Source organism: Luteolibacter rhizosphaerae (assembly GCF_025950095.1).
GTDB lineage: Bacteria > Verrucomicrobiota > Verrucomicrobiia > Verrucomicrobiales > Akkermansiaceae > Haloferula > Haloferula rhizosphaerae.
Genome location: NZ_JAPDDR010000015.1, coordinates 68,194 through 81,807, shown reverse-complemented (window position 1 = coordinate 81,807; position 13,614 = coordinate 68,194). Strand labels below are relative to the sequence as shown.

General features: G+C 63.5%; 6 protein-coding genes. All 6 read right to left on the bottom strand.

Annotated elements, in window-relative coordinates; genetic code table 11:
- Nucleotides 1–4 precede the first annotated feature (4 nt).
- The 6 genes from OJ996_RS22830 to OJ996_RS22805 all read right to left on the bottom strand — a co-directional run bounded on the left by OJ996_RS22830 (nt 5) and on the right by OJ996_RS22805 (nt 13,582).
- Nucleotides 5–766 (bottom strand): hypothetical protein, encoded by a 762-nt coding sequence (locus OJ996_RS22830; protein WP_264516017.1) that lies wholly within the window; start codon nt 764–766, stop codon nt 5–7.
- A gap of 3 nt (nt 767–769) precedes the next feature.
- Nucleotides 770–6,691, bottom strand: coding sequence for an alpha-2-macroglobulin family protein (locus OJ996_RS22825; protein WP_264516016.1), 5,922 nt, complete (start codon nt 6,689–6,691; stop codon nt 770–772).
- Between the two features lie 191 nt (nt 6,692–6,882).
- Nucleotides 6,883–9,666 (bottom strand): ABC transporter permease, encoded by a 2,784-nt coding sequence (locus OJ996_RS22820; protein ID WP_264516015.1) that lies wholly within the window; start codon nt 9,664–9,666, stop codon nt 6,883–6,885.
- A complete protein-coding gene (locus OJ996_RS22815; RefSeq protein WP_264516014.1) occupies nt 9,663–10,412 on the bottom strand; it encodes an ABC transporter ATP-binding protein in 750 nt (249 codons plus the stop codon). The genes OJ996_RS22820 and OJ996_RS22815 overlap by 4 nt, the downstream gene beginning before the upstream one ends.
- A 96-nt stretch (nt 10,413–10,508) precedes the next feature.
- On the bottom strand, nt 10,509–12,668 hold the full coding sequence (locus OJ996_RS22810) for a TonB-dependent siderophore receptor (protein WP_264516013.1): 2,160 nt from the start codon (nt 12,666–12,668) through the stop codon (nt 10,509–10,511).
- Nucleotides 12,669–12,748: 80 nt separating this feature from the next.
- Nucleotides 12,749–13,582 carry a sugar phosphate isomerase/epimerase family protein gene (locus OJ996_RS22805; RefSeq protein ID WP_264516012.1) on the bottom strand — a complete coding sequence of 278 codons (834 nt, stop codon included), beginning with the start codon at nt 13,580–13,582 and terminating at the stop codon, nt 12,749–12,751.
- Nucleotides 13,583–13,614: the final 32 nt, after the last annotated feature.

The following is a 13,614-nucleotide window of genomic DNA, read 5'->3' as shown; positions in this document are numbered from 1 at the left end:
CGGATCACCGCTGCGTGGCTGTTTCCAGCTCTGCGAAGACCACCGCCTTCCGCTTCCGGTCGATGCCCACCAGTCCCCCGCCCTTCGGATCGGCGGCAATTCCCTGTCCCGGAAAGGGCGACGGAATGGTCCCGAGCCATTCGACCACCCCTCCCGCGACGGGCAGTTTCAGCCGGTAGATGAGCTTCTTGTCATGCCCGGTGGCGAGCAGGACATCACCCTGCCAGATTCCGCCGGAAAGACTCATCAGCCCCCAGTCCTTCATCAGTTCCTCCGGATAGGCCCAGCGGGCGGTCTCCTTCCACTCCGCATCGAAGCGGACCAGGCACGACTTGTTCTTCTCCGCACCGTAGCCGGCGAAGTGACACCACCAGCTCCCCTCGCGCTGGATTGCCCAGGTCAGGCTTCCCGGCGGACTCTCGAAACGATGGAACACCTCCAGCTTCATGCTCTCCGGATCCAGCACGCGGATGTCGCTCTGCTCCGGCTTCTCCGGGAAGTTCGAATGGGCGCTGTAGAGCCTTCCATCCAGGAGCAGGGCACTATTCAGATGGAAGGCCTCTCCCTCACTCAGGGCAAGCTCCGCGCCGTTTGAACGGTCCAGCTTCGCGATGACCTTGTTCGATACCGCATACACGAACCGTTCGTCCGCCGCAGCCGCCTGGGTGGCATGCGGTGAGGCGATGCTGCTCTTCTCCACGTAAGCGGCTTCCTCCGCATGGACGGCGAAGCAAACCGCGAACAAGGCATGGATCACGCGATGCATGAGCTATTCCACCGTGATCGGCAGGCTGGCGCTGTGGGCATTGAACTCCGGCGCATACATGCAACGGATTTCCGCAATGCCGGTCTGATACTTCCCGGCATGCTGCACCCGGACGCTGGTCTCGAAGACATGCGTCCCCGGCGGCAGGCGATCGATGAAGAAGTGGCTAGCCGTATCGCGGGTGACTTCATAGTAGCCGAAGCCATCCTGCCAGCGGTAGCCGCTCAGCACGTTCACCGGCTCGGTGCCGCTGCCCCGCAGGTCCTTGAGGTGGACATACTCCATCGCTCGATCGTTCTTCAGCACCACGCGGGTCACCAGCTCGTCGCCGACCTTCACGGCCCCTTCCAAGGGCACCAGCACCGACCCCTTGTCGCTATTCTTGCGCACGAACAATGACTTCTCCAGATGCAGCGGCGTCCCGTCGTGCGGAGTGATCTTGGCCATGTCCTCCAGATACTGCCAATGCACGCTCGCCCAGCTCACGCCCTTGTCGGTCTTCTCCACCTCGATCTTGCCAAGCTCCGGCTTCACAGCCGATTCGGTGAAACGGCTTTCATAAAAGCCCGTGCCTGCCTCGACCGACTCCGGTTTCACTTCCGCGCCACCGAGCGAGATCTTCAGCAAGGCATCCGAGCCCAGCAGGTTCCGGCCCCCACGCAGCAGCGAGTAAACCGCATCGGCCGTCGCCTTCGTGGTCTTCCAATCCTGCACCTGCTTCTGCTTGATCAGCCACACCTGGCAGTCCTCGACCGCCTTCTCATCCTGATCAATGTCGCGGAAAGCCTCGATCATCATCGCCTGCGTCTCGATCGGCGCCTGCCACCACCACCAGCCCTCGCCCTGGCTGTCCTTCCAATACATGCCAAGCTCTCCCTCGATCTTCGCATGCTCCTTCAACGAGCGGGTCACCAGCTTCGGCACCTCCTTGTCGCCCAGACGATGCAAGGCCAGCGCGGCATGCGCCTTCGACATCCGGCTGCCAAGACCGGTCCAGTGCTTGCGTGCCTGCCCGGCAAAGTAGTCGAAGGCCACCTTGTCTTCCGCCTTCAGCGCCTTGTCCTTCAGGAAGAAGCTCCGGGTGTAGAGGTAAAGCGCGATGCGTGAGTCGAGGTTGTTGTTGTCGAGCTGCTTGTTCTTGAGCAGTTCCTGATAGCGATCGGTGATTCCGGCATCGATTGCCTCCAAGGCTTTCAACGCGGGAGTGACATCGGTCTCGACACCCAGTGCACGCAGGCGCGCGAACCCGGTGCTAATATAGAGCGAAATATACTCGTCACCCCGGCCGCCCGGGAACCAAGGCCACAGACCGTCGCCATGCTGCATCGCCGCCAGCTTCGCGAGCGCCTTCTCCAATTCGCGGCCGAGCTGGTTGTCATCGAAAAGCAGGCCGACCTTGCGCCGCGCTTCCGACTCGCTCTTCGCTTCCGCAAGCCACGGCGTTTCATCTAACAGAATACCCTTGAGATCCTGGTTCTTCAGCAAGGGACTATCGAGCGCCTTGCCTCCCGCCTTCCACTGCTCGAACACCCGCCGGATCTTCGGATCCGAAGTCGCGATGCTACGTGCCAGTGCATTCGCATAGTAGCGGTTGAAGGTCTGCTCCGCACACTCATGCGGGAACTCCATCAGGTAAGGCAGCGACATCACCGCATACCACGCCGGCTGCGACACCACCTGCACATGCAGGAAGCGGTTCTCCAGCGAATCCGAGCCACCACTCTGCAAAAGCTTGGTGAACTCGAACTCCTTCTTGCCCGCATCGCGCACCGGCAATGCCAGCGACTCCGTGACCAGAATGCGCCGCGGAATGATCGGCAGCCAGCCTTCCTCCCCATCGCTGATCGAGCCGGCGGAAGCGACCGCCTTGTAGCGCAGGAAGCCCGCTCCATCCGGCACCACCACGCGCCACTTCAGCGTGCGGCTCTCCTTGGCCGGCACCGAGAAAGCTTGCTCGGGAGCGGCAATACCCATCGCCGCACTCTTGTCCGCTTCGGTCGCCGCATCGGCGAGCGTCAACCGCGCCACACCCTCCTGCACCTTGTCGCTCTGATTCGAAATCTTCACGCTGAACCAAAGCTCGTCTCCCTCACGCAGGAAACGCGGCGGGTTCGGCTGCACCATTAGATCCTTGGCCGTCACCGTCTCACCCTCCAACAGCCCCGAGCGCAAATCCTTGTCATGCGCCAGCCCGAGAAAGCGCCACTTCGTGAGAGCCTCCGGCATCGTGAAGCTCATCCGGACCTTGCCATCCTCCCCGCTCACCAGATCGGGAAAGAAGAAAGCAGTCTCCTGAAGGTTCGCCCGGGCGGTGACTTGCCCCAGATCCACATTCGGAGGAGCCGCAGCCTGCCCCGGCTCCGCAGCCTTCGCCGCCGAAACTCCTCCCGCCTGCTCCGCCAGGATCGGTGCCGGCGCGGCAGCAGGAGCCCCTTCCATCGGAGCCGCATCCGCAAAGGCATCCATCCCCAGTTGAGTCCTTGCCATCGTGCGACCTCCGCCAAAGCCCCGGCCGAACCTCGTCCTCGGCCCCCAATGCGCCAACTCCACCTCCGGCTTGAAGCGCCGGAACAGCTCACCCGGACTAAACAGATCCGGATGCGTGAACCCCGTATGCGCCTGCAGCATTTGCGCGCTGCTGCCGAAGTGCCACGCGGAAACATAATCCCACTCACGGCGGAAGAAGGAGGAGAAATCCCGGAACGCATGCGGCGCGAACGCATCCAGCGACGCATCATACAACGTCCCCATCATCTCCGCGACCGCAGCCTCGCCACCGGCCCCTTCGATCACCGCCGTCCATGTCTCCTTCGCACCCGGCTCCAGCTTCGAGACAAGATGCTCCCAACGCAGCTTCAGCGTCTTGTTAGACCAGGGCACATCCACCACCCCCTGATACGCATGCAAACGGTTCCGGGTCACCTGCCACACCCTCACACTGATCCCTCCGCGATACGACTCGACGATCGGAAAATGGAACGCCTGCTGGGTGCGACCCGCCGCAGAAAATTCCCGCTTCAGAAGCTTCCCGGCCACACGCCATTCGATGCAAGCACGCGCCGTCTCATGGCCGCTGCCCCACACCAGCACCGCCTCGCCTCCCGGCTCCACCGCAGCGGCAGGCATGCCGGTATAAAATGGAACCATGGTCGGAAAGTCCGCAGCTTCCGTCGCGATGACTTGGATCCCCAGCATCGCCGCCACCTTCTTCCCGTTCGCATCCTTGGTCTCGTAGATGAGCCGGTAGATCCCGGCATCCAGCGCGCGCTTCACGCTCCCCTTCCCCTCCTTGTCGGTCTCCACCGGAAGCTCCGCCACCAACTCACCCGGCTCCCATTTGTCCGGATTGATGCCGGATTCCGAATCATCCCCACCCAACAAAACCCCACGATACTGATCCACATTGTTCTCCGGTCGCGGACAGCTCGCAGGCTCCTTCAGACGATGAATCTTCAGCACGCCCGTCGCCGGACGCCCCTCGCCGTCATGCGAAGCCGTGCGAACCCCGAACTCCAGCTCCTTCCCCGCCTCCAACCACTCCGGACTTGTTAGATCGGCCTTCAGCGTCGTGTAGGCCACCGAGACCATGCGCGTGGCGGATCGCGTCTCGCCGTTGCCATCCGTCACATCCGCCACCACCGTGAAGTCGAACACCGGCTCCACATTCTCTTGGATTGAGAGGTCGGCCTTGGCCATGAACTCGATGATCACCGCCCCGCTCGCATCCGTCTCCGCCGTGCCATGGGCGATCTCCTCCGCCTCGCTGCTGATCGGCGGCGCCCACCAGCACCAGCGCATCCACAGCGGCAGCCGCGCCGTGCGCGTCACCCGCCATGCCAGCTTGCCGCCATCGATCGGCGCACCGGTGTAGGCCTCGGCCCGGACCTTCACCCGCACTGGCTTGCCCAGCGCGGCCGGATCAGACGGCGCATCCACCTCGGTGAAAAACTTCGGCCGCTTGTATTCCTCCACCAGGATCGATGCCCCGTAGCCGTGCGGCGCCTCCGGCACGGAGATCGAGCACCTGCCCAGCACGCTCCCCTCCGGGGCAGTGAAGGTGCCGGAGAAGGATCCGCGCTCGTTCGTCTTCACCGCGATCTTCGCCACCTCTTTGCCATTCGGATCACGCACCACAATGCTGGCGGCGCGATTCGGCAGCACGCGATACTTCCCGCCCGCAGGATTGATCTCGCACCAGATCCCCTTGAAATGAACCGTCTGGCCCGGTCGATAGATCGCGCGGTCCGTGAATAGCACCACCGGGCTCGTCACGCGTTCATTCCCTCCAAAGTAGCCCTGCGCCCATGAGCGGGAGACCGCCCGTTCCTTCCCGCGCGAGGCGATCACGATGTAGCGCTGCGTCACCCGGTTCCCGATCTTGAAGTAGCCGTCCTTGTCGCTCTTCGCCCCGAAGCGCTTCAGCTGAGGATCGCGATTGTTCTGGTTCTCGGGATCGATCGTCAACACCTCGATCTCCACGCCATCCTGCGGCGCTCCCGTCACGGCATCGACCACGTTGCCCTCCAGCCCCTGCCCCTCCATCGAGCGCACCAGCACGGCCAGCGGGGTGACATGGATCCCCGCGGAGGCGAGCACGTTATCCCCCTCCGCGAAGTCTTCACGCGCACTGGCACGCAGCACATAGTAGCCGGGCGCCAGATCCGCGGGTGCAGGGAATCGAGTGGTCCGCTCGGTGAAATCACCATCATCGGGCAAGGCGCTGTCCCAGGCCCGCACCGGCTCCCCGGGCGGCGGATTCAGTCCAGGATCTTGCTCCAGGCTCTCCTTGTCCGCCTTGAAGTCGGCGCTGTAGAGACGGAACCATACCCGCTTCAGGTTGCGGTGATCCACGCGGATCTCTTCACCCGCCGGAGTCCAGTGCGACTCGGTGGCAAGCGAGAGCCCCCGCTGTTCCAAGAGCTTGATGCCATTCGTACAGAGCTTTCCGAAGGGGCTTTCCGGAAACGCTTCCGCACCGACCTTTAGAATTGCATGGGCTTCCTTCGTCTTCTTGTTCGCCTGCAGAAGCTCCGCGAGATCCACCCGCGCCCACGCGCTCAGCGGATGGCTCGCATTCACCTCGATGAAGCGTTGCAGGGCTTGCTCCCTCCGCGCATCCCGCCCCTCCACCGCTGCCGCACCCGCCGCCCAGCGCAACCGCTCCAGATCCGCCGCGAGAAAGGCCGTCTTGTCGGCATCGGCTTGATGAAAGGACAAAAGGTCCTTCAAGATCTTCAGCGCCCGCGCCTTCGGCGTGCTGGCGTCAGCGATCTGCGGATTCCACGCGAGGAACTCCTCCGGCGTCCCGAACACTGCCGAGGCGGCCGGGATCTCGAAATCACCCACCGGACGTGAGACGGCCACTTCTTCCGCCGAATAGAACTCCAGGGCTGCGTGCGCCAGGAAGTCATACATCGTCGGCCGCACCCCGTCTCCCAGCGCCCCGTTCGTCAGGATCTCCGCGAAGTCCGCGGCCGAGACCTTCTTCAGCGCTTCCGCCTCAGCCAGCGAGCGTTGGAAACGGCTGTCCACTTCGCCCAAGATCTTCGCCAGATCCCAGGATTCGATATCCTCTCCCACCGGGCCCGCGGTCGTGCTGCGCTGCATGAAGCGCCAGCGGTTCTGATAGAAGTAGGCCGACAGCCAGCGGGCGGAAAGAGCGCGCAGCGCCGGGCGGGCCTGCTCCGGTGCCGTATCGATTGCTGCCTCCAGCTTCTTCACCGGGCTCGCCAGTCCCTCGATCACAGCTTCTTGGGCGATCCGTGCCGACAGCGCCCGCGTCCCCTCCGCCCAGGCACCATCTGCAAAGGCCGCCTCCTCGATCCCGCCCAGCAACTCGATCGCCGTCTTCGGCTGCTGCTGCTTGCGGGCTTCCTCGACCTTGGCCCAATCCGCGTCTCGCGGGCCGGCATGTGTGATCCCCATGGCTAGTAGCGACGTTAGAACAAGCCGACCTAGAAATCGAAAGGCATTCATGCGAACAACTGGTTTCTCCACCCGCACACATATTGCAGCGGGCTTCACTGGAGTGTGACACATGAAATGCGAATTTCTTGGCAGAATGTGCCATCATTCGCAGGGGGCCCGGAATCGCCCTGAAGAACAGTCGCCTCGGGCTAAAACGACCCGCGTCCCTGCTGCAGCAGTTCGAGCGGGCGGGCCCGGCCGATTTTCACCGCAGGCCAGATAGCTGCGATCGCTGTCAGCACGAGCACCGCCACAACCCCGCCGAGCACCTCGCGCCACGGGATCACCAGCTCTGAAGGCATGCCACCGAAGAAGCTCAGGTAGCCGGACATCCCCGCCCCGCACCAGCCCGCCAGGATTCCGAAGGCTAGGCTTACCGCTCCGGCCACCAGACCGATCAGCAGGCCCTCCGCGATCACCAGCCGCACCAGCGTTCCGCGGGTGAAGCCGATCGAGCGCAGCACGCCCATCTCCCACCGGCGCGATTGGACCGAGGCCATCAGCGCGTTGAGCACGCCCACCGAGGTGATCACCAGCACCACCAGCGGCAAGCGGCTGAGCACCCACAGCCAAGCGGTGGCGTGACCGTGAACCAGCGCGCGGATATCGTCGATGGTGCGCAGTACGATGTAGGGCTCGTCGTTGCGCGCGGTCTCGATACCCACCTCGCGACCGAGCGAGGCACGGTAGAGTTCCCGGGCGGAGGCCGCGAGATGGTCCGGGTTCGTCCGGGAAGCATCGTAATCGAACCAGACATGCGAGGCATTCCGGAACCCGAAGTCGCTGGCGACCGAGCCATAATCCGCGAATACCAATGCCGCGGCTCGGTGGGTACGGGTGCGGAAGCCCGTCGGCTTGGTCTGCCAGTGCCAGCCGGGCAGCTTCACTACACCGGCGATGGCGTAGCTTACTGGCTGCTCCGGTCGCTCGGGCGGCACCATGTCGAAGAAGTCTCCCACCTTCAGTCCGGTTTCGCTCAGGAAGTGGTCGGGCACGATGCAGGCCTGCCCGCCTTTCAGACGTGCCACCGCATCCTCCGCCGAGCCTTCCACCCACTCGAAGCGGAACAGCGGGTCCGCACCTCCGAAAGCGGATTCCGGGTCGATTCCGACCATCACCACGTTGTCCTGCCGCACGACGGTCGCACGCAAGGCGCTGCCGGTCAGATCGTCCTTCAGCCGTGGCTGTTCCACCACGATGGGCAACGCCTTGCTCACCCCTTCGAAGGCAGCCACTTTCTCCGCCTCTTCAAAGGGCAGGCCCTGCGGCCGGAAACCGACAACCGCATCCGGAGCCCATGTTCCGGGCATGAAGCCGCTGAGCATCGTGTGACCCCAGACATGGATCCCCGTGAACAAACCGAGGCCCACCGTGAGCGCCACCGACGTTGAAATCGTCCGGGCCAGATGGCCGGAAACCTGACTGCCTAACAAGCGCGGAGGTGCTCCCACGACACGGGCCAGCAAGGGGCTCGCCAGGCGGTCGACCACCAGCACCACCGCGGGCGAAAGCAGGATGAACCCCGCAGCCATCGCACCCACTCCGAGGAACATCAGCACCACGAACGGCGCATCCTCCCCCAGCCTTACTCCGCGGGCTAACAGCGGATAGATCGCGATCAAAACCAACCCGGCAAGGGTCTTCTTCCATGGCATCCCGCCGCGGTCCGCGCCCGGCGGCGGTGCGATCGCGTCGATCGGCCGAACCCGCATCGCCCGGAAGGCCGGTACCAGTGAAGCGAGCAAGGCTCCGCCGTAGGCACAGGCGGCGGCCAGCAGGATACTATAGGTCCCGACCACCGCACCATCCTCCAGCAACTGCGGTGCGGACTTCACCGCGAGCGCCATCAATCCCTTTCCGGCGGCGATCCCGACGACGAAACCGATCGTGCCGAACAACAGTCCTTCGATGATCACCAGTGCACCGACTTGCAACCGGGTCAGCACGACCGCGCGCAGGATCGCAAGTTGGCGGACCCGCTCGCTCACGCCCATGTTCAGCGTGCTGAAGATGATGAACAGCGCGGCCAGCATCGAGACCACCGTGGCGGTCTGCGCCTGCAGCTTCAGGTTGTCCGCGGAGGCGCTTTCATCGAGCGCTTCCTCGATGTCATGGGCTTCTTGGAACTGCACAGGCGTGCCCAGCGTGCTGAGACGCGGCGACCAGGCGAATCGGAATTTTGTGAGGTCAGCCTCCGGTTTGAGGCTTACCCCCACGAAGCTGATCTTCGCCTCCGTGCCAGCGATCTTCTCCGCCAGCGCGGTCGGCACATAGAGCCCACCCACCGAGGGAGTGAGCAGTTGCGAACCCGCGACAGAGGCGCTCCAGCCCGCCATCTCCGGAGTGCCTACCAGGCCGATCACGCTGAGCTTCACCGCGCGATCCCCGCGGCCCACCATCACGCTACCGCCAAGTTCGAGACCCATCCCCTTCGCCGCTTCCGCGCTCATCGCGGCCTCCATCAGTTCCGGTCGGGCTGGATCGATCCAGCGCCCCGCGACGAGATCGAATGGGGGAGCCGGAGCACCCGTGCCCACGAGCCGCGCGTCGGGCATCCGCTGCCATGGGATCACCTCGCCGCCCTCTTCGACGAAAGGACGGACATCCTCGCGCAGCGCCCACATCGGATCAGCCGCCGCGACCGCCGGATCGCTGCGCAGCAGTTCCAGAGTCTCGGCGGGCACGAATTTCTCCGCGGTGGAAGGGATCGCCCCGGGTGCTTGCTGGCTGAAATGCTGGATCGGCGCGACTGACAAGGGATAGCGGCCGAGCGCGAGCTCGGAGTATTCATCGAAAGACCCTAACAGCGCATCGTAGCCGCTGACCACCCACACCACCATGGTCGCCGCGGCGGCGGTGGCGAATGAGGTGAGCACCAGCCGCAAGGGATGCTCGCGGAAGAAGGCGAAAGCCAGCCGGAAGACGGTCTTCATGACTGCAGCGCCTTGCGGTACCCCTCGGAAATCGCCTCGGGATCGTGGCTGCCGGAGGTCGCGAACTCCGCGGTTACTCGCCCGTCCTTCAGCACCACCACGCGGTCGGCCCACATCGCCACGGTCGGCTCATGCGTGACCACGCACAGCGTGCGCCCGTCGTTCTTCGACAGCTCGTGGAGCAGACGGCATAGATCCTGACCCGTTACCGAGTCCAGGCTGCCGGTGGGCTCGTCGGCCAGCAGGATCGCGGGATCGGTGATCAGCGCCCGCGCGATCGCCACCCGCTGCTGTTCACCGCCGGACAAGGCGTCCGGCTTGTGCTTGCGGCGGGCCTCGATGCCGAGACGCCGCATGACCTCGTCGATCTTGGTCTCCAGACCCGGCTGATCCGCTGCGGGCAGACGCACATTGTCCTCCGCGCTGAGCACCGGGATCAGATTGAAGGCTTGGAAGACCAGGCCGATCCGTTCGCGACGGAAGCGGGTCAGCGCAGCATCGTTGAATGAGGCGAGATCACGGCCATCCACGCGAATGCTGCCGGAATTCACATCGGTCAGCCCGGCCATGGCATGCAGCAGAGTGCTCTTCCCGGAGCCGGAAGCTCCCATGATCGCGACGAACTCTCCCGCCCGCACACTGAGATCGATCCCGTCGAGCGCTCGCACCTGCGAGTTCCCTTGGTCGAAGGTCTTGGTCACCGCGGCAACGACCAGCGGCGGCGGAGTGTCGGAAGGCGGGGCCATGCTTGAGCGGGATGGGGATGAGGTGGAAAAATGAAGCCGCGGCACCCGTCCCCGGATGCCGCAGCTTTTGTTAGGAACTGATCTCTGTCGTGTGCTTCAGAAGTCGACCTTTACCGAGAAGTTCGCACCGATCGGAGCACCATAGGCCAGGTAGCCGGCATCGCCGGGGTAGAACTCGCCCGACTCGTAGTAACGCTGGTCGAGCAGGTTCTGGATGTTCAGGCGCAGGGTCCAATGGGTATCGGCAGCGTTGAACTGGTAGCGGGCACCCACGTCCACCACCGAATAGCTGTCCGTCGCGAACTGCTCGGTCTGATCCAGATACTGCCCGTCCACGAAGCGGACGCCGGCGGTCAAGGCCAATCCGGGAACTTGCGGGATATCCAGCACCGACCACAGGTTGACCTGATACTCCGGAACATACTGCGGGGTCATGCCGTCCAGACTCACGACACCGGAACCGGGAATAAACGCCGTCGCCTCTACGATCTCCGCATCGAGCAACATGGCTGCGATCCCCGCCTGCCACTGTTCGGTAATACGGCCCCTGAGAGCTAGCTCGACGCCGCGATGGCGTTGCAGGCCGTTGAAACCCTCGACGTTTGTGACCGGGTCGAACAGCGCGGCATCCCGCTCGATCTGGAACACGGCAAGCTCGCTCTGAAAGCGGCCGTCACACCATTCCGTCTTCACGCCCAGTTCGATCTGCTCGGACTCCTGCACACCGAGGGGTTCGAAGGCGTTCGCCGCCGTCCGGCTTGCGAATCCACCATCCTGCAGGCCGTTGGTGTAGGTGACATAGGTGTGCACCTCCTCGATCGGAGCATACATCAGCGCCAGCGTCGGCGACCAGTCGTCGACCTTGTCATTCGAGGCCGGATCGGTCGGGTAGGTGTTCTCATAGCGGCCGAAACGGCCGCCCAGCAGCGCGGACCACTGCTCGCTGAATTTGATCGTGTCGGTCGCGAAGAAACCCAGCTCCGCATACTCGAAGTCGATCGCGCGAGGACCTCCCGGACCCGGGATCGGCAGAGGACGCGGCGTGAAGGGATTGTTCGGACCAACGTCCGGGAAGCTGCGCACGCCGTAGCTGTCGTAGTCGCGGTACTGCGCACCCACGACGATCTCGTGCTCCAAGCTGCCGGTGTTGAATTTCCCTTCGAGGTGGATATGACCGCCCCAGGCCTCCCACTCGAAGGGACCGTGGGTGAGCAACGCGCCTTCCGTGTGGTCCCCGTTGTCCAACACCTCATAGGGGTAGCTCAATTGCGACTCACGGCTGCTATCCTGATAGCTGAAGGAGGTGCGCAGCTTCCAATCCTCGTTGATTTCGAGGTCCGCTCCGATCGCCGAGTCGAAAATCTCCTGCTCGTTGCGCGCCCAATCCTGCATGATATTGGTCTTGATCCCGGTGTCGAAAACCAAGCCGTTACCCGAGATCATCGGGCCATAGTAGCCGTTGCGGTTCAGGTGCTGCGCTCCGATCGCGCTCCAGATCGTGAGCGCCTCCGTCTGCTTCCACTCGGTGAACAGCGACCCCATCTGGCGATCGCCGCCGGCGTTGTCGTAGAAGCTGTCGAATTCCTCTCCGGCAAGCACCAGGCGATAGCCGAACTTCCCGCTCGCCACGGTGTCGCTGACATCCATCTGGGAATACATTCTCCCGAAGGTATCCACGTCGAACTGCAGGCTCGTTGAAAGATCGAGGGTGGGACGCTTGCGCACGAGGTTGATCGCACCGCCCGGAGGCATGAAGCCGTAGCGCAAGGCCGCGGGGCCTTTCAGGACTTCCACCCGGGACTTGTCGTCCAGGTAGGGCGACACCGTCTGGATCGTCGGGAGCCCGTCGATCCGGTAGCCGCTGAAGTTGTCCACTTGGAAGCCCCGCAGCGCGAGGTTCTGGACCCCATAGAAACCTCCGGGCATCTGGACCGCGACACTCGGGTCGTTTTCCAGAACTTCCTTGAGCGTGAAGGCACGCTGGTCCTCGATCAGTGCTTCGGTGTAGACGTTCACGCTGAACGGCGTCTCGATCAGCGGGGTATCGGTAAACAAGGCCGCCGACGATATCTTGGCTTGATAAAGGATCGGTTCATTGTTGGCGGTGACCACGATCTCGGCGAGCCGGTGGTTCGGATCGGATTCCGCTGGAACTACTTCCGCGCTGGTAGTGGCCGCAAAGCCGGAAGCCGCCAGACCGTAGCCGAGCAGGACCACCGTCGTGGCGGGTGAGGGGTTGGTGCGTTTTGGTATCATGTCTATGGAGAGCGTTTCGCGGGGCAGGCGGACGCCCCTTTGCAACGGCCCGGGATCGGAACGATCAGGCCGCAAAAATCTTAGGATGGGATTAGGACCGCGGGTTTGGAGGCGGCCGCAAGGCGGAGCCGGTCGTGCTTCAGGATCCCGCGCGCGTCGTGGCCGAACCATTCCAGTGAAGCTTCGGCTTCATCGCCGAGCCCGGCTTCCCTGAAGAAGGATTCGTAATCGCAAGCTCCTTCAAACAAGGGGGTCATGCCCTCGCGATCACCGGCGGCGGCATACACATTGGCGGGCTCGAAGACGTTCAGATCACGGCGGCTGCGGACGTTCTTGAGGTGAAAGTGCGCCACATAATGCTGCAGCTGGCGGAACGCGCCCAGCGGATCCGCTCCCGATTCCCAAACATGGAGGACGTCGAAGTTGATCCGCAGGGCCGGATGATCCACCTCCCCGATCAGGTCGATCGTGCTTTCCAGCGTGTCGGCCAAACTGTTCGGATGGATCTCGACGACGAGCTTCAGCCCGTACCCCGCCGCGGTCTCGCACAGATGATTCAGCCTCCGAGCGGCATCGGCTCGCTCATGTCCGCCCACCACCTGGCTCGCCCGGCCACCGGCGAAGGTCCGGACCTTGCTGACACCGGTTTGCCGCGCGATCTGGAACATGCGCTCCGCCCGGCGTAATACTTTGGCCTCCTCACCTTGCAGCGCGAAATAGTCGCTGAGCATGGAGAACTTCACTCCCTGCGACCAAACCGAATCGATGGAGGGAACCAGCGACTCTCCCAGGTTAAGGGCATGGACACCCCACAATTCGATGCCGTCGAAACGGTTCTCCGCAGCCCAACGGGCAAGCTCCGTTAGGGACACCAGCTCGTGGCGGAATGAGATCGTACAGATGGAAATTTTCATGGGTTCGATGGCTTCGCTTTCTTGGGAGCAAC